This is a genomic window from Candidatus Diapherotrites archaeon, from assembly GCA_016205145.1.
Classification (GTDB): Archaea; Iainarchaeota; Iainarchaeia; order Iainarchaeales; family JACQJH01; genus JACQJH01.
On record JACQJH010000001.1, the window covers coordinates 338,609 to 357,056 of the forward strand.

The 18,448-nt window shown below is 52.0% G+C and carries 18 protein-coding genes and 1 tRNA gene; 7 read left to right on the forward strand and 12 right to left on the reverse strand.

Annotated features, from left to right (window positions below; all coding sequences use genetic code 11):
* Positions 1-22: 22 nt before the first annotated feature.
* The 3 genes from HY394_01625 to HY394_01635 all read right to left on the reverse strand — a co-directional run bounded on the left by HY394_01625 (position 23) and on the right by HY394_01635 (position 7,046).
* The gene (locus tag HY394_01625; GenBank protein MBI4052715.1) at positions 23-3,904 is read right to left on the reverse strand and encodes a hypothetical protein; all 3,882 of its coding nucleotides are present in this window, start codon (positions 3,902-3,904) and stop codon (positions 23-25) included.
* A gap of 194 nt (positions 3,905-4,098) precedes the next feature.
* The gene (locus tag HY394_01630) at positions 4,099-6,774 is read right to left on the reverse strand and encodes a cation-translocating P-type ATPase (protein ID MBI4052716.1); all 2,676 of its coding nucleotides are present in this window, start codon (positions 6,772-6,774) and stop codon (positions 4,099-4,101) included.
* Between the two features lie 71 nt (positions 6,775-6,845).
* On the reverse strand, positions 6,846-7,046 hold the full coding sequence (locus HY394_01635; protein MBI4052717.1) for a hypothetical protein: 201 nt from the start codon (positions 7,044-7,046) through the stop codon (positions 6,846-6,848).
* A gap of 174 nt (positions 7,047-7,220) precedes the next feature.
* On the opposite strand from HY394_01635, the gene HY394_01640 reads away from it, so the two are divergent.
* Positions 7,221-7,733: a methyltransferase domain-containing protein gene (locus HY394_01640; protein ID MBI4052718.1), complete on the forward strand. Its 513-nt coding sequence runs from the start codon at positions 7,221-7,223 to the stop codon at positions 7,731-7,733.
* A 235-nt stretch (positions 7,734-7,968) separates the two neighbouring features.
* Here HY394_01640 and HY394_01645 read toward each other — a convergent pair whose 3' ends face one another.
* The 3 genes from HY394_01645 to HY394_01655 form a co-directional block, all read right to left on the reverse strand.
* Positions 7,969-8,367 carry a type II toxin-antitoxin system death-on-curing family toxin gene (locus HY394_01645; protein MBI4052719.1) on the reverse strand — a complete coding sequence of 133 codons (399 nt, stop codon included), beginning with the start codon at positions 8,365-8,367 and terminating at the stop codon, positions 7,969-7,971.
* 52 nt (positions 8,368-8,419) lie between these two features.
* Entirely contained in the window at positions 8,420-8,773 is a 354-nt protein-coding gene (locus HY394_01650; GenBank protein MBI4052720.1) for a DUF192 domain-containing protein, read from the reverse strand.
* A 78-nt stretch (positions 8,774-8,851) separates the two neighbouring features.
* Complete coding sequence (locus HY394_01655) at positions 8,852-9,055, reverse strand: hypothetical protein (GenBank protein MBI4052721.1); 204 nt, start codon at positions 9,053-9,055, stop codon at positions 8,852-8,854.
* A gap of 119 nt (positions 9,056-9,174) precedes the next feature.
* On the opposite strand from HY394_01655, the gene uppS reads away from it, so the two are divergent.
* A complete protein-coding gene (uppS, locus tag HY394_01660) occupies positions 9,175-9,873 on the forward strand; it encodes a di-trans,poly-cis-decaprenylcistransferase (protein ID MBI4052722.1) in 699 nt (232 codons plus the stop codon).
* 55 nt (positions 9,874-9,928) lie between these two features.
* Positions 9,929-10,001, forward strand: a tRNA-Gln gene (locus tag HY394_01665).
* A gap of 291 nt (positions 10,002-10,292) precedes the next feature.
* Here the strand turns inward: HY394_01665 and HY394_01670 are convergent.
* The 4 genes from HY394_01670 to HY394_01685 form a co-directional block, all read right to left on the reverse strand.
* Positions 10,293-10,937 carry a hypothetical protein gene (locus HY394_01670; protein ID MBI4052723.1) on the reverse strand — a complete coding sequence of 215 codons (645 nt, stop codon included), beginning with the start codon at positions 10,935-10,937 and terminating at the stop codon, positions 10,293-10,295.
* A complete protein-coding gene (locus HY394_01675; GenBank protein MBI4052724.1) occupies positions 10,937-12,220 on the reverse strand; it encodes a hypothetical protein in 1,284 nt (427 codons plus the stop codon). Before HY394_01675 ends, HY394_01670 begins: the two co-directional genes overlap by 1 nt.
* A gap of 126 nt (positions 12,221-12,346) precedes the next feature.
* Positions 12,347-13,492: an NAD(P)/FAD-dependent oxidoreductase gene (locus HY394_01680; GenBank protein ID MBI4052725.1), complete on the reverse strand. Its 1,146-nt coding sequence runs from the start codon at positions 13,490-13,492 to the stop codon at positions 12,347-12,349.
* 39 nt (positions 13,493-13,531) lie between these two features.
* Positions 13,532-14,200 (reverse strand): class I SAM-dependent methyltransferase, encoded by a 669-nt coding sequence (locus HY394_01685; protein ID MBI4052726.1) that lies wholly within the window; start codon positions 14,198-14,200, stop codon positions 13,532-13,534.
* 53 nt (positions 14,201-14,253) lie between these two features.
* Here HY394_01685 and HY394_01690 point away from each other — a divergent pair, with 53 nt between their 5' ends.
* Positions 14,254-14,610, forward strand: a complete 357-nt coding sequence (locus HY394_01690; protein MBI4052727.1) for a DUF1616 domain-containing protein — start codon at positions 14,254-14,256, stop codon at positions 14,608-14,610.
* Between the two features lies 1 nt (position 14,611).
* Here HY394_01690 and HY394_01695 read toward each other — a convergent pair whose 3' ends face one another.
* Both HY394_01695 and HY394_01700 read right to left on the reverse strand, forming a co-directional pair.
* On the reverse strand, positions 14,612-15,328 hold the full coding sequence (locus tag HY394_01695; GenBank protein MBI4052728.1) for a nucleotidyltransferase family protein: 717 nt from the start codon (positions 15,326-15,328) through the stop codon (positions 14,612-14,614).
* Positions 15,328-16,443: a glycosyltransferase gene (locus HY394_01700; GenBank protein ID MBI4052729.1), complete on the reverse strand. Its 1,116-nt coding sequence runs from the start codon at positions 16,441-16,443 to the stop codon at positions 15,328-15,330. The genes HY394_01695 and HY394_01700 overlap by 1 nt, the downstream gene beginning before the upstream one ends.
* A 127-nt stretch (positions 16,444-16,570) precedes the next feature.
* Here HY394_01700 and HY394_01705 point away from each other — a divergent pair, with 127 nt between their 5' ends.
* Genes HY394_01705 through HY394_01715 form a run of 3 tightly spaced genes read left to right on the forward strand, consistent with a single transcriptional unit; the run spans position 16,571 to position 18,442 of the window.
* A complete protein-coding gene (locus HY394_01705; GenBank protein MBI4052730.1) occupies positions 16,571-17,029 on the forward strand; it encodes a dTDP-4-dehydrorhamnose 3,5-epimerase family protein in 459 nt (152 codons plus the stop codon).
* 18 nt (positions 17,030-17,047) lie between these two features.
* Positions 17,048-17,911 carry an SDR family oxidoreductase gene (locus tag HY394_01710; protein ID MBI4052731.1) on the forward strand — a complete coding sequence of 288 codons (864 nt, stop codon included), beginning with the start codon at positions 17,048-17,050 and terminating at the stop codon, positions 17,909-17,911.
* Positions 17,912-17,959: 48 nt separating this feature from the next.
* Complete coding sequence (locus tag HY394_01715; protein MBI4052732.1) at positions 17,960-18,442, forward strand: hypothetical protein; 483 nt, start codon at positions 17,960-17,962, stop codon at positions 18,440-18,442.
* Positions 18,443-18,448: the final 6 nt, after the last annotated feature.

Below are 18,448 nucleotides of genomic sequence, written 5' to 3' on the forward strand. Positions count from 1 at the left end.
ACTTTTTTCAAAATTTCAGCTTTTATTTACGGGTAGCTGAGCTTAGGGTAGTTTTTTTTTTACCCCCTCTGATGTAGAGGTATCCCGCGACCAGGACAATGACTATGACTGCGATGCCCGCAATCAGGCCGGTGTTGTCCTGCTTCGGTGCCGGCGCGCTTGGCTTTCCAGCAACTGGCGCCTGCTCAGCTGCGCATGTGCCTGCCTTGCAGACCTTGCCATCCTCACACCAGGTTCCATCAAGCGCAGTGCTGTATTCGCACTGGCCCGTATTCCTGTTGCAGCTGGCTGTCTGGCAGGTTATCGCAGCGCACCTGACTCCGGTGCACAGGTTCTCCTGCTCGACGACACTTGTTACCGCCGGGGCAGAATAGTCCTGCAAAACCGCCTTGTTCAGGCTTGACCTGACCTGGTAGCTGATTGTGACCGATTCGCCTGCAAGGACTTCCGGAACCGTAAACTTCAGCACCGGGTCATCCTTGACAACTTCAAACGCATAATTTGCGTTGATTATCTTTGAAGCCGTCATTGCCACGCTTTTCGGCACGAACTCTATTATTTCAATGTTCTTCCAGTCCTTGTCGGTCGTGTTCGAGATTGTCGTCTCAATAGTGCTGGAATACGTTGTGGCCTTTCCGCCGCCGGAAGTTTTCTCAACCGTCAGGGACCTTGTCACTTCCATCTTGGAAGCGGTGTCCTCCGCCGTTGCGACCGCCTGCTCGTCGGTTATGCCCGCTTCTGACAACGTGCTTTGCACCGATTCGACTGTCGGCATTCCAGTTGTGGAACCGCTGACAACTGTTTCAGTGCTCTGCGGCGAAGTGGTTGTTGTGCCGCTTGACGTCGTGCCGCTGGAAGTGCTGCTCGAACTTGACGTCGAACTGCTGCTTCCGCCGGTCACGAACACGACATTCGTGGACGTCACGGCACTGTTAATGTCCGAATAGTCCTGGGCCTTCACATAATATGTACTCGTTCCAGTCGGAATTCCGCTGTATATGAACGTGTAAGACCTGTTCGCAGTTTCGACCCAGGTAGTGTTGTCCTCGCTGAGCCAGTACTTTTCGACTCCGCTGACAACATCCGTTCCATTGAAGTCAATGGTTATGGATGCGGCATTCACCTGCGTTCCCGCAGCCGGCGAATTGATCTGGACCGTCGGGTTCGTCGAATCGTTGATGATTATCGACGTGACAGACTTGTTCCAGTCGCCGAGCCTGTTGATGTCGCCGGTCTGGCCGCCTGAGAACCTGTTATAGTCTGGAATGTGGCCAGCGATATTTGTGGCATTCACTTCGACTATGACAAAGTACCTTGCCGCGGACAGGTTGGCTGCGTTGAAGTCAACAGTGCAGTTGGTGTCCTGCTTGTATGCTCCATAAGTGCAGCGCAGACCGCTGCCCCTGATTCTTGGTGTAATTGGTTTCGATCCTGCATTATAATCCGAGTTATAATCCCATCTGTAATTCTGGTCCCTGTTAAGGACGTTCGCGTCCCAGGAAACAATGTTTATGTCTCTTGTGGTTCCGGTTGACGACAGCCAGACAACAAAGTTGTAGTCTTGTATGCTGTTGTAGTCGCCTACAGTGATGCTTCCGGCCTTGTTCCAGTCAACATTGACTGGGAAATGCACGTTGAAGTCCACTGAAATGTTCCTGTCGTATGCAGGCGCACTCGCGTTGGCAGTAACGTTGGCGTCGTTGCCGAAGTTCCTTGCGCCGAACGTGAAATTCACGTCAACGATGTTTATGTCCGGCGGGTTAATCCTGACAAGCGGGCTTGAGAATATGAGCCAGTTGCCGTCGGATTGCCTTAAGTTGACGTCAATGTAGTACATGCCCGGGAGGACTTTTGCTATATTGAAGTCCACTGTGCATGTATTGACGGTTGCCGCATTGCTGTCCGAATCCGTGCAGTAAACCCTGCCATTTTGCGAGTCGGTTGTAGCGCCGCTCTGCGTGAGGCCGTACTGTCCACCGAGAACGGACAACGTGTTCGTGTCGTTGAACAGCAGCAGGTTGCCATCGCCCGGGTTCTTTGACAGGTATATTCCTGTGACTATGTTGACGTCCCATGAATTAAGGTCGCTGGCGTTGCTGTCAACGAAAGTGAACGTGAAACTCGCGTTCTCATCCGCATTCGCCGAAGTCATGCCCACTCTCCTGCTCCTGAACGCCTGGTTGGCGGTGATAGTCAGATTCGCGTCAATGTTGAAGATCGCGTAAGCCGAAAACGTGCTTACCCTGAACGAGAAGTTTCCGTCGCCCCTTGCGGGATTGTATGCCCAGGTCTGCACTCCGGTTTGGGTGTCGCTGTGCGATTCCGCCAGCGTGCTTCCATCCTGGTTTGTGCAGATGCCTGCCGGGCACTTCTTGTTGTTCCTTGCAATGACAGGCATGTTCGGGTTTCCTGTAACCACATAGTACCAGAAGACGTTCGCGTCAATCTGGAATTCGGGGAAGGACTCCGAGTTGAAGTTGAAGTCCTTGCGGTTGTTTGAAATGCCGTTGCTTGTGTAGTTCCTGTTCGCCCCTTTTGAAAAGTTTATGTCAGAATTCATTTTGATGACAATCGCCCTTGCAGTGGATGTCGCGGGGTCGCCGAACTGGACAATTATTCCCTTGACCGCCTGCGTGTTGTCAATATATTTATGCTCTATTGCATCCTGCATTGGCATCCTTGTCTTTGTCGAGGCCCTGCTGTCGCCGCTATAACATGTGCGGGCACTTGACTGGTTCAGGTCCTTGTCGCAGATAAGGACAGTTATGTTCACGTCTGTTGGAAACTGCAGTTTCGGCGTGACGACAAGCATTGAGTTGGTGTCAGCCAATGTTGAAAGATATACTGTTCCAAGGTATTGGGCATTGATGTTCGTGTCCGTTACGCCGATTGAGCCGAGCGTGACAACGCTTGAACTCGGTATGATGATGTTTACGTCAAAGTTTCCGTTTGCATCCGGGAAGATTATTGACTTGTTGAAGTCGGCAAGCCTTGCGGTTGTCACGAATTTCTGGCTTTCGAAGTATCCCAACATATCGTTATAGTTTGCGTCCTTGTCTTTCAGGCCAAGCGATGCTGCCGCTGTCGGACCTGAGGGAATGTTCCTGTCAGCGAAAATCCAAGGCTGCATGTAGTTAACATCTATTATAGTGTTTATGTCCCACTGCGAGCCGTTATGGTCAACGTATCTCAAAAGTATTCCCTGGTTAGTGTCAACCGGGAAACCGTAGCCCTGCACGAGTATGTTTGAGTCAATCTGGCCAACGGGCGTTCCCGCATTAATCCTTAAGTATGGCGCAACCAGGAAGTTTGCGTCAGCGTAAGAGCCTGCTATTCCATTCGTGTCCGGTATGCACGTTGCCGCGCTGTTTTCGGTTGTGACAAGCGCCTTCCAGACCTGCACCAGGATTTCCTCGTTTTTCCATGCTGCTCCCGGGATTGTCAGGTTAGCGTCAAATCTTCTTGTGCCGCTGTTTGCTATTGTTGTGGTGTCATTGACATCTATAACGTCCATGGACCTTGTCGTGAAGCCATAGCTTGAGCAGCTGCCCTCGGTTACGGTGACTTTGCGTACTATTCTGTCGATTTGATTGAGGTCTGCGGTGTTTCCGTCGTTTATGGTGAGGTTGAAGTCTGTTGTTGTACCGCCGCTGACCGAACTGTTGAAGTCAAGGTATACGTTCCGCATCGGATAGTACAGCCTTACAAAGTAGTAATAGCTGTTTGAGTCCGCGTCAATGTTGGTAACTATGAGGTTGAAGTCCTCGCCCCTGCTTGCGAACATCGCGCCGTTGTTGTCCTGCGCGTAAGCGCTTGCAGTCGCATGCGCCGACGCAATCATAAAAAACAGAATAGCGAGTGCTATCAGATACTTTGAAACTTTCATGTTTTTGACCTCCACCACAATCCGGAAACGGAATTTTCGTTATTAATAAAGCAGTTTTATTTAAATACTTTTCCGTCAGGTTCGGGGATTGTATTATGGCGTTTCGGGTTAAAACCACACTTTTTTGCCTTTTTTCGCCTTTTCGGGGTCTGGTTTGCGTTTTCAGGTTTGAACCAAAAAGGCGTTTTTTTTGCTTTTCGGCGGCAGTTGGTTTACGCTTTGCCCGCGAACAGCCTTGCAATGTACGGCACAAGCAGGCCCAAGGCGCTTAATGTTATGACGATTGCCCAGTCCGCAAGGCCTAATGGCGTTGTCCTGAAGAATGCGCTGAGCGGAGTGTAAATCACTGCAAGTTGCAGTGCGAATGAAACCGCAACCGCAAGCAAAAGGCTTTTGTTTGAAAGCAGGGGCATTTCGGCGAAGGTTTTGTTTTCGCTCCTGCAATTGAACACGAAGAACAGTTCGAAGAGCACGAAGATTGTGAATGCGATTGTGCGCGCCTTTTCAATGCCCTGCGGCAGGTAGTATGCGAAGCCTGCAAGCACCGCAACCGCCATCAGTATTGCGGCAACAGCTATTGTGGGTTTCATTTTGTGCAGAATGTCTTCTTTCGGGCCGCGCGGCTTTTTTTTCATTTCGTCCTCATGAAGGGGCTCGTTGCCCAGGGCCAGCGCCGGAAATCCGTCCGTGACAAGGTTTATCCACAGCAAATGGATTGGCAGCACGGGAATCGGGAACGATTTCACGAAAAAGCCCGCGATTGTGGCAACGCCCACAACAAGCACTTCGCCGGCGTTTGCAGCGAGAAGGTAGCGCACGAAATTTTTGATGTTTGAATAAATTTTCCTTCCTTCCTCTATTGCCTTGACTATTGTCGAGAAGTTGTCGTCGAGCATGACCATGTCGCTCGCTTCCTTTGCGACATGCGTTCCGGTTATGCCCATTGAAATGCCTATGTCCGCCTTTTTGAGCGCGGGCGCGTCGTTGACTCCGTCGCCGGTCATTGCCACGACATGGCCGTTCGCCTTGAGCGCGTCGACTATCCTCAGCTTGTGCTCGGGCGATACCCTTGCAAAGACCGCTATCCTGCCGATTTTTTCCCTGAGCTCCCTGTCGGACATTTTTTCAAGCTCGTCGCCGCTCAAAGCGATTTTGCCTTCCGCCATTATGCCTAATTCCCTTGCAATCGCAACCGCTGTAAGCTTGTGGTCGCCCGTAACCATCTTGACGTCGATGCCCGCGCTCCTGCATTCCGCAATCGCTTCCCTTGCCTCCTGCCGCGGTATGTCAATCATTCCGGTTATGCCCAAAAGCGTCATGCCCTTTTCCGTTTCCTTGACTGAAACCTTTTCCTTCGCGTCAAGCCGCCTGTAGGCGAAGGCAAGCACTCTCATTCCATCGGCCGCAAACTCGTCGTTTTTTTCCTCAAGCTCGCGGAAAAGCTTTTTGTCAGGGCTTTCCTTTCCTCCGGAAAGAACCTTTTCCGAAACCGAGAGCACGGACTCGAAGCTGCCTTTCATGAACGCAATCCTTCCGCCTTTGTGCCTGAACACCGATGTCATGCGTTTCCTGTTCGAATCGAACGCAAGCTCGGTTTCAAAAGAGAATTCCGTCAAAGCGTCTTTCTCCACGCCCGCCTTCCTGCCCATCAGCAGCAATGCTATTTCTGTCGGGTCGCCGATGTTCCCGTTACCGCGCCCGGCGCTTGCATTGTTGCACAGCACCGCGCCATTCAGCAGCAATCTGAGCCCTTCGCCGAACTCTTCTTTTCCGATTTCACCGCCGCCTGAAAGGAAGCTCTCGCCTTTGGGTTCGGCAAGCACTTCGATTGTTTCCCTGTCCGCGAAAACCGTTCTCACGTTCAGCTCGTTTTTCGTCAGCGTTCCGGTCTTGTCCGAGCAGATCACTGTCGTCGAGCCGAGCGTTTCAACCGCGACGATTTTTCTGACAAGCGCGTTCCTTGCAGCCATTGCCTTCATGCCGAATGCAAGCGAAATTGTCACGACCGCGGGCAGGCCTTCAGGCACGGCCGCAACCGCCAGCGCTATCGCAGTCAGAAACGATTCCGCGCCGAATGTTCCGATTGCAAAATCTATTGCAAGCAGCGCAACGATTATCGCAATCACTGACTTTCCAAGGAATTCCGCCAGGCCGTCCAGCTTTTTCGTGAGCGGCGTTTTTTCCGCTTCGATTTCCTGTATGAGCAGGGCGATTTTCCCGAACTCGGTTGCCTGGCCAGTCGCAACGACAATTGCGGAGCCCCTGCCGTACGTCGCAACAGTGTTCATGAAAAGCATGTTTTTCCTGTCCGCGACAGCCGCGCCTTGGGCAGCCTTTTCATCCGTTTTCTGCACGGGCGTTGACTCGCCTGTCAGCGATGATTCGTCCGTCTGCAGGTTCACTGACATTAGCACCCTGCAGTCAGCGGGAATCTTTTCGCCTTCCCTGACAATGACGATGTCGCCGGGCACAAGCAGTTTCGCGTCGATCTCCTGCTCTTTCCCGTCCCTTACAACCACTGCCTTCACTGCGGCAAGCTTCTGCAACGCTTCCATCGCCTTCTCCGCCTTGAATTCCTGCACGAATCCGAGGGCGGCGTTCAACACAACGATTGCGAGAATGACGATTGCGTCGAACTGTTCGCCGATGAAAAAGGAAACGATTGCGGCAAAAATGAGCATGAGCACCAGGAAATTGGAGAACTGCCCGAACAGTATTTTGAGCGGATTGATTTTTTTCTTTGCAGGCAATTCGTTCAAGCCGGATTTCTGCAGGCGCTTCTCCGCTTCCCCCGCATCCAGGCCTGCGGATGAAACCGACAGCCGTTCCAGCGTTTCCTTCGCTGAAAGGGAATGCCATTCACTGTTCGTGTGCGCCATGCAGACCATTCACATTAACTGCGCCAATATTTAAAACAATTAATGGCTGGCGTGCAACGGGTTTCCCGGCCGGATGCAGATTAACTTTTTCCGATAACAAGCGCACAAATTTTTTGGCCGCCAGGAAGCATTAAATACACGAAAAGCCGCATAAGTACTGGTGTGGTTGGTCTTAACCGACGGATCACCCCAGTTCTTGAATAGAAGGCAAGAAGGCAAAGGAGGAAAGTTAAGGACCCTGTTTTTCCTTTTAACTTTCCTCTTATTTTTTTCGCTTCCATTCCGGCATTCGGAAAGGATGTTTTAAATAGGCTTTTTGCGAATTATGTGTGATGCTAAAATCGCCTTTGCCGCGCATTAGGCGTGCCGTGCAGGGCCGCCGGCGTGCGGTGGTAAAACGCGAATGGGATAGGCGCGCTAGTACTATTGAGGCTGCCCTGCAGCAAAGGGAATTTTTGAAATCGTTGCTTGACGCTGAATGCTCGGGGCCGAACAGGCTGGACCTGATGTCCGGGACCGGGTTGGATGCGGGCGCTGTTGCATTGGACCTTTCCGGCAAAATGCTTGGGGTGAACCCGGCAGCACGCAAGGTAATGGCAAACATTGACCCGCATCTTGGGCCGGCGGGCATTCCTTTTCCTGGCAATCAGTTTGACTCGGTTTCAATGGTTAATGGCGTGAGGTATCTGAACAGGCCGGCTGAAACCTTCAAAGAAATATTCAGGGTTCTGCGGAAAGGCGGAAAACTTGTCATAATAAACTATGCCGGGCCGGGAATAAGGGATGTGCCGCGGCCCAAAACCCTTTCAGTTTCGGGTTTGGAGAAACTGCTTAATCGGTCGGGGTTCAAAACGCACACAAGAGAAGAAATGGCGCCGCCCCCCGATACGCTCTCTGTTATACGGGTGCTGACTGGCGCCGAACCGCGGTCCGTGCCGTATTTTGTTATTGTCGCGGAAAAACAATGACAAGCCTTGTTTTTATTCCCACTCTATTTCGTCGCCCTGGCGCGTGCCCTTCGCCTTTCCGGCGGGCAGTTCGATGAAGTATTTCGCGGCCTTTTTTCCGGGCATGGTTTGGCGTGAACGCCAAAGGGCTTCAGGAGCTGTCGCAATTCAGAGCTTCCCTATCGCGGTCAAAAGCTTTTCGTGGCCTTTTATGAGCCTGTTGAACTCTTCAAGTTCTTCGGAAACAATCCTGCTCTTAATGCTGTCTTTCAAATTTTCTGATTTTGCCATTTTTTATCCACTCCGTTATCTCCGAATCCGAATAATGGTTTTCCCTTATGCCAAGCAAAATTTTGGCATTTTCGGGGTTGTCGGGTATTGCCGTGCGGCAATTGTTTTCCGCCAGAAAATATTTCATTGCAATGAACGCCGTTCTTCTGTTGCCGCTGGCAAAGGCATGGCCTTGAACGAGGCATTTCAGGAGAACCGCAGCTTTCGCGTAAATGTCCCCGTCAAGCTTCCTGCAATTCTCGACGGCCTCTGAAAGCTTTGCCCTGCTTAAAACCTTTGCCGAATCAGATTTCTTCGCCTTCAGAACGCTCAACGCCAAAACATTGAATTCTATGATTTTGTCGGGCGAAGGGTATGAAATCATAAGTATTCTATTCTCCCCCGGCTTAATAAAAATATCCAAAGGCAGCAGGCCTTTACTCCCATTCTATTTCATCGCCCAACCGCGCGCCCTTCGCCTTTCCGGCGGGCAGTTCGATGAAGTATTTCGCGGCCTTTTTCGGCGTGTAATTCGGGGTGAACGGCTGGAGGCTTTCTGCGATGTCCACAACCTTTCTGTTCGAGTCGAGGAAAATTATGTCAATCGCGAAGAACACGAACATCATGTGCACGCTTGCCCCGATTTTGGATTCGGAGTCAAGCACGAAAACAAGGCCGTAATCGAATTTTTTCGTGTCCTCGAACATGAGGCCGCGCAGTTTGTCCCAGGAAGCGGAAATGACCTTGGACTTTGCAATGATTTTTGTTTTGCGGGTTTTGTTGAAAATCATCCGCAAGAATTAGTGCGCCCCGCTTAAAATGTTTTTGTGTGCCTGCACTGCGGCCGGTGCGGCGGCTTTTTGTTCTATTTACTTTTTGTCTTTGAGCAGTGACAGTTCGGGCACGATTATTTCCTCGATGAGGCTTTTCGAGTATTTCGGCGACTGCTTTTCTTTGGCAGGATGCGGCATCCGCCTTTCAATCCTGCCGAGCCTTTTCCTCAGCACGCCCAGTATTTTTTCCATTCCGCGGATTTTCCTGTCCGAAACGCTTCCTGCTTGGCTTTTTGGCATTTGTACCAACAAAACAATCGCTTTCAGGCTTTTAAATGATATCCTTTTAAAAGCTATTAAAAGAATAAACTTTACAACCGGCTTCGGAAAAAAAACCGGTTTTTTTTTGGTGCGGCCAAATGGAACTATCCTCGGTTGCTTTCATTCCCGACGGAAACAGGCGGTATGCCGTCAGCAATGGCATTTCCCTGGCGGAAAGCTATGCCTTGGGCACGCAGAAGGCATGGGATGTGGTCAAATGGCTTTCAGATTACCCGAAAATAAGGGTGGGCACGTTTTACACGCTTTCCCTGGAAAACCTCACGCGCAAAAAATCCGAGCTCAAGCTGCTTTTCAAAATCTTCGAGAAACAGCTGGACAGGGTTGAAGGCAACAGCCTGCTTGAAGAGCACCAGGTGAAACTGAACTTTGTCGGTCGCACGGACCTCCTGCCGAAAATAGTGCAGGACAAAATCGCAAAGGCCGAGAAATGCACGGAAAACTTTTCCGACAAGACAATAAACTTGGCAATCGGCTACAATGGCCGGACCGAAATAGTCGACGCGGCCAAGGCAATCGCCCAAAAATTCGCGCGCGGAAAAATAAGCCTCGACCAGATAGACGAGGACTCGTTCAAGGACTACCTGTACAGGGGCTCTTTCGACCCGGACATGATAATCAGGACTTCCGGCACGCAGCGCCTTTCAGGCTTTCTCACATACCAGAGCGTTTACTCCGAACTCTACTTCTGCGACAAGTTCTGGCCCGAATTCTCGCGCACCGACCTTGACAGGGCGATTGCGGACTACGATGAAAGGCAAAGGCGCTTCGGAAAATAAGGCCGAAACGCAAAAGTTAAATGCCTTCTCCCGAATAATTTCTTTCTGCCATTCTAGCCCCGTAGTCTAGTGGCCAAGGATTCGAGGCTCTGGACCTCGAGACGAGAGTTCGAATCTCTCCGGGGCTAAGCGGTTTCGTCCGCAGCCGTCTCGTCCGGCTGGTACGAACCAAGGCGTATTGCTGATCGCAATACGCCGGGTATGCTGTTTGTGCATAAGTGGTATTGCGCAAGCAATACCACGCAAGGGGTTTGCAAGGGGCGCTAGCCCCTGCGTTGTGACACGCCGAGTAAGCCGGCCTTTTTTTTTTAGGAACCCAAAAAAGAAACCGCGGCATACTACTTTCTGCCGTATGCCACTGCCTAGCTCGGCTGGTTTTTGTCTGTTTGGCATTGTAAAGAATTCGGATTATTTTTTTTTCAGTCCGCATGGCCGTATTTTGCCTGCACTTGTCCCGGGGCCGAAACGGTTGGCGGCTCTGCGCGGTAAATCAGCCAGATAAAATCTACCTGTCCATCGGATTCTTCAATCGGCCCGTCCGCGATCCCGCCGTTCCAGTTGTCTAAAACGATTTTTCTTGCCGGGCCATAGGAATCGACTTTCCATTTCGTCCAGTCCGCGTCTTCAATCGCGGCAACGCTCCACTTTCCGGCCGAGCTGCTGAACTGCCATGTCCCGTCCGCGTTTATTTCGAGCCGGTGCCCTGTTCCGCTTCCCACGTCCCCGCCTCCGCCCGCGTCATAAAACAGCCTTGAGGACAGGGCGCGCCATGAGCCGGCAAATTCCTGCGGATTTGACTGGCTTGCCTTGCCGGCTTCAATGCCGGGAATTTCATCTTCTTCTGATGGAATGGCCGGAGGCGCATCGCTTTCATCTTCCGCAATCGCCTGTATTTCCTCGTTGTCGCTTGGCGGTGCAGGGGGCAGGTCGGAATCCTCTATTGCCGCTTGTTTGCCGCCTGCATCGGCACTTTTGGCGGTTTGCGGAAATTGTGTGCATCCTGCAAGCAGGATTAATGCAAGCAATGCCAATAATGCCAAATTTTTGAATTTCATTTTATCCATCATCCCGCATCCTCAATATACCGCCTGCCTCTTGTTCCTTGCGGGGTTATTCCGGAATCTTGCGAGGCTGTTATTTCATCGGTTGATTCCGGTGCGGCTGGCGGCGCTTCCTCGCCGTCTTCGCTGCCAAGAATGCAGTCATCGGCAACTTTGATCCAGTAGCCGGTTCCGGCATTAAGCTGGTCGCGCTTGTAGTAGCCCTGCGGCTTTCCGTTTTCAATGAACCCGCTGTAAGTGAGCGGGCCTTTGAGTATGCTGCAGCTCGTGTTTTTTGCAGTGTCGAACGATTTTTCCGTTTGGATGCTTATAAGGTTCCAGCCTTTTTTCAGCGCTATTGCCTGTTCGGACAGGAATTTGCCCGTATACTTTATTGTGCAGTCGCCGCTGGCGCTTTTCGGGCTGGCCCTTTTGGCCCACAGGCCTTTTCCGATGAGGCTCTTGTCTTTCAGGTCAGTGACTTTCCGGTACTTGCCGTTTTCCTTGTCGTAGTAATAGAATTTTGAAACGCATGAATGGTTCTCGCTTGAAATTTCTGCGTATGGCACGCCGACAAGGCTCCATGTCCAATCCAGCGCGAACCTCAGTTCCCGCTCGGTGCCGGTTGCGGCTTGCGCCTGCTTGAAGCACCTGCCTGTTGAGTCAACAACAAGCCCGCCATTGCAGGTCTTTCCGTTCGGGGGCGCGGCGCCGCATGCGTATAACCCCTCGCAGCCGCAAAGAATGTACCCTGTGCGGTCCCAAACGGTCCCGTTCTTGCACGAAGTGTCTTGTGCCGGCGGGGTTGGTGCGGGTGCCGGGCTTGGAGCCGGAGCAGGGGCCGTGCCGGCCTTGGAGGAAGCTTTCACTGTCACAGCCGCATAATCGTTCGCGCCATTCTTGCACGTAATGTCGGTGAAGCAGTAGCCGCCGCTGCAGACAACGTCATCCAAAAAAATTTTGGCCGACACCTTGTAGTCGACGTCCTTGCCTGAGGCTTTGTAAGTGCAGTATGCGCCCGAATACGACAGAGTTGTGCTTGTGTAAGCAGCAATCCTTGCAGTCACGGCATCCTCGTTCGCGCCGGGCAAGGCGTTTCCCGCATTGCAGTTCACTTCGACTTTGGTATTGCCGTTGAAACCGCCTGCAAGCCCTTCGCCGAAAACCGTGACCCTTCCGGCATTCGCGCCGTAATCGTTGTCAATATCGACAATGGCCGGCGTTGCGGAAACATCGCAGCTTGCCGCGGACGCAAAAGCCGCGAACAATGCAACAAACATCAAAAAAGCAATGGGTTTACCAAACATTTTTGCCGCCTCCGTGGAACAACGCAGAAACGCTTTATGGTTTCCCGAATATATAAATTATTCGGTTAAAGCTTTTTTTGTTCGGTTAAAACTTTTCCAATGCTGCAGCTGAAAGCCTGCGGCCGCTCATGTCATCTGGAATTTCATGAATTCGGGCGCCATGAACCAGAAGCGCGGGTTTGCGATTATCTTGCCGACAAACCTGCTCGGGTAATCCATGTGCCCGTGTTCTTCGAGCACTTCTTTTATGCCGGCTTTTTTGAGCTTTGAAAAAAAATTGTTCATCTGCTCGTAGCTCAGGGAGTTCGCGTATTTTCTCATTTTCCAGTGCAATGCAAGCTCCTTGTTTATGCCTTCGAGGCTTTTGTCGAAGTTTTCAAGCGGCGACTTGTGGATGAGGTGCGAGGCGATCGTCTGCGCGCAGATTTCAGATGCCTTCAGGCCGAGGATTATGCCGCCGCCCGTCGTGGCTTTGGCGTGCATGCCCGCGTCCCCGACAAGCATCATGTTGTCCTTGACAACGCTTTTCATCGGCGGGCCGCATGGAATGAGGAAGCTCGACGGGCCGCCGATCCAGTCGACCATTTCGCCGCGCTTTGCCGTGAATTCTTCCAGCGCGGAATTGATGTTGGTGCCGAGCGTTGCGCCCAGGCCGATTTCCGCGATTTTTTCGCTTTTCGGTATGACCCAGGCAAAGTATCCGGGCGCGAACCTGCCGACGTGCACTTCAACCATGTCCGGCGTGAATGTTCCTTCGGCAAGCCTCTGGATTGCGTGCACGAAGTTTTCCCTGCCCAAGCCTATGCCTGCTGCCTGCCTCACAGTGCTGTTGACGCCGTCCGCTCCGACAACGATGTCGGATTTTATCATTTCGCCGTGCCCCGCTTCAAGGAAAAGGTTTTTTCCGCGGATGCTCCTGACTTTTGCGCCGAATTTTATTTCAACGCCTTTCGCTTTCGCCTTGGCTTCAATGCTCTGGTCGAACCTTGCCCTGTCCAATACGACTGCAACGGTTTCCTGCCTTCTCACTTCAATGCTTTCATTGTTGGGCGCAAAAATTTTCGCACCGCTTATGCGGTTGACTATGACGTCCTCGTCATAATAGCCTGATTCGATGAGCCCGCTTTTCGACACCAGGCCGGAACAGTTGACGGGTTCGCCGATTTTTTTGTGCTCTTCTATTACGCCGACGTCAAAGCCGTGCTCCTTTATTTTGAGCGCGCAATTCAACCCTGTCGGCCCGCCGCCGACAACCGTGACGAGGTAGCCCATCGGATAGATTATGGGCTGATGACTTTTTAATTTTCAGCTTTACGCTTTTTCGGCCAATGCAAGCAGGTACGGCAGGCCTGCCTTGGGCAGGGCAAAGTCCAATGGCTTGAGCAAAAAGTATTTGGGGTAAAAGAATTTTTTTGACAAAAAGCGCACGTTTGAAAACCCGGCTTTTTCAAGCTCCGCCTTCAGCTCTTGCGCGGAAAATTCCTTTTCATGCTCCGCAAGATGGCCGTCATCGTGCTTGCGGTAAACTTCCCGGTTGGGCGTGTACACAAGGACCTTCCCGCCTTTGCGCAGTACCCTGCAGCATTCCCTGAGCGCGTTTGCATAATTTTTCATGTGCTCGATCGAGTCAAGCATTGTCACTGATTCGAATTCCGCGCTTTTGAATGGAAGCTTTTCGCCGGCGTCGCCGCTTATGACGTCAAGGCCCTTTTCCCTGCACGCCTTCGCCTCGTAGTCCGTTGCGGTTATGCCTTTCACGTCGAAGTTGAATGCCTTCAGTGCGGACATCATTTCGCCGAAGCCGCAGCCAACATCGAGCAGTTTCCTGTCCATCTCCGAAAAAACGATGTTGAATATTGCCAGGTCGGCGAAGCCCCGCCGCTTTTCCGGGTACTTTTCCGCGTAATGCCTTTCAAGCTGTTTTTTTGTGAAACCCAGGAAGACCACGCCGCTGCCGTTTGCCTTTTTTTCTGCCCGCAACCAACTCAAACCACAAAAAACCTTTTAAATGCTGTTCGCAGTTATTCTGTTTCATGGTTCTGGAAATAATTTACGGCTTTGCCTCGCTGGCATTCGCGTTGCTCGTGCCGGGCTATTTTTTCTGCCTCGGCTTTTTTCCGCAAAAAGGCGACATTGACGGGTTGGAACGCCTGGCATTCTCGCTTGTCTTTTCCATAACGCTTCTGCCATTGCTCGTGCTCTTCGAAAACATCCTTCTCGGCGTGCGCATAGTTTTCGTGACAGTCGCGGCGAACATGGCCTTGATAATCCTGTGCGGCCTTCTGCTCTACCTTGTGCGCACGAAAAAGGTTCCTTTTCCCGGCCTGTTCTACAAGTTCGTTCCGGCAGTGCCAAAAGGCGAAGAGTTTCCGGTAATTCCGGTAAAGTAGCCTACTTTTGTTTGCCCTGCCAGTCCTTTCTTGCTTTCTCAAGTCTCGCAAGGTTGTCTGTCGGCAGCCATTGGCCCTGGCAAAGAACCCCGAACAGCTTTCCTTTCGCGGCGATTTTCGGGAACGCGTCGCGCTCGATGCTCGACTTTCCGTCCGGCAGGTAATTGAAAATCTCCGGGCCGAGGATGTAGAGGCCGGCGCTAACGGTTGCGTTTTTTGTCACGGCATTTTTTTCGTCAAAGCTCGTTATCCTGCCGCCTTCAAGCCTCACTGCGCCGAATTCCGAGGCATCATGGATTTCCTTTAGTGCGAGCGTTGCAACCGCCCCTTCGGCGAAATGCGTTTTGAGAATCGGTTCCGGATTGAAGTCTTTAAGCTCGTCGCCGTTCATCATCAGGAAATCCGAATCGAAAAAGCCTTGCGCGAGCTTCAGCGCCCCGCCCGTGCCAAAGAATTCTTTTTCAACGCTGTAAACGATTTTCACGCCGAATTTTTTTCCCGTGCCGAAATAATCGCGGATTTTTTCATGCAGGTGCCCGACGCCCAAAACGACTTCTTTTGCGCCGAACCTTTTCGCGAGTTCAACGTTGTATTCGAGGATTGGTTTGCCTTTCACTTCGACCATGACCTTGGGCGTGTCCTTGGTCAAAGGCATGAGCCGTTCGCCTTTTCCCCCCGCAAGAATGAATGCCTTTCCGATTTTTTTTGCCGCATGCATTATTTTTTCACCACTGCTTCGAGTCCGCGTTTTATTTTTGCGCCTATTTTTTCGCTTGAGAATTTTTCCTCAAACGTCCTGCGCGCGTTCCCGGCAATTTTTTCCGCGAGCGCGGGATCGTTTTTCAGCCTTCTCACGGCATCCGCAATCTGCCCAGCATTTCCTTTGTCGACAAGCAATGCGTTTTTTGCATCCGCCAGCACGCCGGAAACCGCGTCGGAACGCATCGTTATGAGCGGCTTTGCCATTGCCATTGCCTCGAAAACCTTGTTGGGTATGACGCGCCGGGCTTTCGGGGTTTCACCGAAAATGCCCAAACAAGCATCGGCTTCCGAAATTTTTCGCGCTAATTCCTGCAATGGCACCGCTTCCGAGAACTTTGCGTTTGCGGGCCGCCCCTTCCTGTCCCGTTCCTCCCTGAAGAACAGGTTTGCGCCCACGAATTCGAATTCAATGTCCTTGTCGCCTTCAAGAATCCTCGCCGCCTCGACTATATGCGGAAAGCCGTGCATCGGAGTGACGTTGCCGTAAAACAAGACCCTGAATTTTTTGCCCCGCACGCTTCTGCGCTTTGCCGCCGGCTTGAACGCAGATTCATTTGCGCCGACGAAAAACCATGAAAGCTTTTTTTCCGGAACCGAAAATTCTTTTGCGATGAACTGCGCGTGCTGTGCAGTGTCGAGAAAAACCCTGTCGGCAAGCCTGCAGGCAAGGGCATCGATGGAGTGCAGGAGCCTTGCGTGGAATGATTTGCGGGAAAACTGCTTCATGCCGTGCTTTTCGATGAGGCGTTTAGACTGCTGCGCACCGCCTTCGATTAAGCCGTATTCGGTTTCCGCGTCGAATTTTGAAATGAACAGGTCGAATGCCAGCGGCTTCCTTTTCAGCATGCACACCGCCTTCGCCGCAAGCATGTCAAGATGCCCCGGATAGCACACCCACATTATGTCGAAGTCGCATTTCATTCCCGCAAAAAAAAGCCTTACTGCGCTGAAAGGGAATTTTTTTTCCCGCGCATTGCATTCAACGGTTTCCGAAAAGGTTTTGATGGCGGCGATTGCGGATGCGTTTCTCGCATAGTCCCTGTCATAGCTTCCGAAGAGGCATACTTTCATTTTATCAAACCTTTTTTGGGCCGTGCGCATAATATATTCGGCTTGGCGGATTGCCTGAATTATTGTGCCTTCAACTATATTTTAATAAGTTAGCCTGCCAATTTCTTTTGGTGCAATTCTCGTGGAAATGATTGAAGGCGTTGCCGTGAAGCAGTTGAAGCGGATTTCCGATTACCGCGGCTTCCTCATGGAAATCATGCGCCCCGACTGGCCTGAGTTCAAGAAGTTCGGGCAGGTTTACATGACCGCGTGCAATCCGGGCGTTGCAAAGGGCTGGCATTACCACAAGAAGCAGACGGACAGCTTCTGCGTTGTGAAAGGCGTTGCGAGGATTGTCCTTTACGACATGCGCAAGAACTCGAAGACTTTCGGCAAAATAAACGAGTTCATTGTATCGGCCGAGGAGCCCAGGCTCATCCAGATTCCCGCTTTCGTCTGCCACGGCTTCTGCGCTGAAGGAAAAGAAGAGGCGTTCATTGTCAATGTGCCGAGCGAAACCTACAACTACAAGGAGCCGGACGAGCACAGGTTTCCATTTGATTCGCCCGAAATACCATATAAATGGAACGTTGCAAAGGGCGGCTGAACCTACAGGTTTTTTTTAATGTCATCCGTTCTCGTTGTCGGCAGGGGCTTTCTCGGGGAAAAGCTTTTGACGGTTTTTTCGGCGGAAGGATTTGAAACGCACTGCGCGTCAATCGGCACGGAAAGCGAATTTGCGCTTGACATCGCGGACCGCAAAAGGGTTTTTTCGTGCCTTGAAAGGTTTGCGCCTGAAACGGTTTTTTTGTGCGCCTCCCTGACGAACGTTGACGCGTGCGAGGCCGATCCTGCAAAAGCCGCGGGTGTGAATGTTCTGGGCGCGAAAAACGTCTTGGACGCGTGCATCGAATTCAATGCGCGGCCGGTTTTTTTTTCGACCGATTTTGTTTTCGACGGCGAAAAAGGCGATTACAGGGAAAACGATTTGCCGAACCCTTTGAACGTTTACGGGAAGACGAAGCTTGAGGCGGAAAGGCTTTTCCTGAAGCGGGCCGATGCACTGGTTCTGCGCATTTCAAGCCTTTACGGCCGCAACTCGGAAAACGACAAGCAGACGTTCCTCAACTGGGTTTTAGGCAGCCTTTCCGCCGGCAAAAGCGTTCCGGTTTTCACTGACCAGAAAACCTCTCCGGCCCTGATCGACGACATTGCAGGCGCGTGCCTGAAGCTTTTGGACAGGGACGCGCATGGCCTGTTCCATTGCACCGGCAGTGAGGCGGTTTCGCGTTTCGGTTTCGCGGAAAAAGCCGCGGAAGTTTTCGGCCTGGACAAAAGCCTGCTCCGCTCGGTCTCCTCGGATGAAGTCTGGCAGGCCGCGAAAAGGCCCCGTGATTCCAGCCTGTGCATAAAAAAGCTTGAAGGAAAAGGCGTTGCAATGTCAGACGTTTCGCAGGGCCTTGAAAAAGTGAAACGCGGTTTTGCCTGATTGCCCTCACCCAAAACTTAATATTGCATGGTGCGCTATTTTTTCCATATGCGAAGCGAAGGCGGTTCTGCAGGAAGGCGCGGGCCGGGGCCTGCGGGAGAACAAGGCCGTGAAAGGAATGTTCTTTTTCCGGGCTTGCGCAGGTGGCTCCGCAATTTCCGTGGCAGGAAGGCACAGGTTGACCGGCTGGTCGACCTGCTTCAAAACAGGCAGGCCGGCAGGGCGGCCTTTTTTGATGACTTTGCGGGAGTTTTCCGCCGTTTGGAGGGGCGTTCCGGCCAGGCTTTCAAATTCACCCGGCTTTTGCGCGATCACGAGATTTTCGGCTGTGTTGCGCCTGACGGAAAGAGGCTGATAGTTTTTCCGGACGGGGAATTCACAAATGCGGAAATGAACGGCTTGGCGGCAGAACTTGCGGCAGTATCCGGGGAAGAAAATTTGCAAGCCGACATAAGGTTTACGACCGTTTCGCGCCTGAAACGCAAAATCGCGGGCGACTTGAGGGCATGGGAGCGCCATTTGCTCGGCTGACCATTT

Coding starts and splice junctions, on each gene's coding strand:
- HY394_01630 (MBI4052716.1), bottom strand. CDS start 6,774: ATGGTCTGCATGGCGCACACGAACAGTGAATGGCATTCCCTTTCAGCG.
- HY394_01635 (MBI4052717.1), bottom strand. CDS start 7,046: ATGGAAGCGAAAAAAATAAGAGGAAAGTTAAAAGGAAAAACAGGGTCC.
- HY394_01645 (MBI4052719.1), bottom strand. CDS start 8,367: ATGATTTCATACCCTTCGCCCGACAAAATCATAGAATTCAATGTTTTG.
- HY394_01650 (MBI4052720.1), bottom strand. CDS start 8,773: ATGATTTTCAACAAAACCCGCAAAACAAAAATCATTGCAAAGTCCAAG.
- HY394_01655 (MBI4052721.1), bottom strand. CDS start 9,055: ATGCCAAAAAGCCAAGCAGGAAGCGTTTCGGACAGGAAAATCCGCGGA.
- uppS (MBI4052722.1), top strand. CDS start 9,175: ATGGAACTATCCTCGGTTGCTTTCATTCCCGACGGAAACAGGCGGTAT.
- HY394_01670 (MBI4052723.1), bottom strand. CDS start 10,937: ATGGATAAAATGAAATTCAAAAATTTGGCATTATTGGCATTGCTTGCA.
- HY394_01675 (MBI4052724.1), bottom strand. CDS start 12,220: ATGTTTGGTAAACCCATTGCTTTTTTGATGTTTGTTGCATTGTTCGCG.
- HY394_01680 (MBI4052725.1), bottom strand. CDS start 13,492: ATGGGCTACCTCGTCACGGTTGTCGGCGGCGGGCCGACAGGGTTGAAT.
- HY394_01690 (MBI4052727.1), top strand. CDS start 14,254: ATGGTTCTGGAAATAATTTACGGCTTTGCCTCGCTGGCATTCGCGTTG.
- HY394_01695 (MBI4052728.1), bottom strand. CDS start 15,328: ATGCATGCGGCAAAAAAAATCGGAAAGGCATTCATTCTTGCGGGGGGA.
- HY394_01700 (MBI4052729.1), bottom strand. CDS start 16,443: ATGAAAGTATGCCTCTTCGGAAGCTATGACAGGGACTATGCGAGAAAC.
- HY394_01705 (MBI4052730.1), top strand. CDS start 16,571: ATGATTGAAGGCGTTGCCGTGAAGCAGTTGAAGCGGATTTCCGATTAC.
- HY394_01710 (MBI4052731.1), top strand. CDS start 17,048: ATGTCATCCGTTCTCGTTGTCGGCAGGGGCTTTCTCGGGGAAAAGCTT.
- HY394_01715 (MBI4052732.1), top strand. CDS start 17,960: ATGCGAAGCGAAGGCGGTTCTGCAGGAAGGCGCGGGCCGGGGCCTGCG.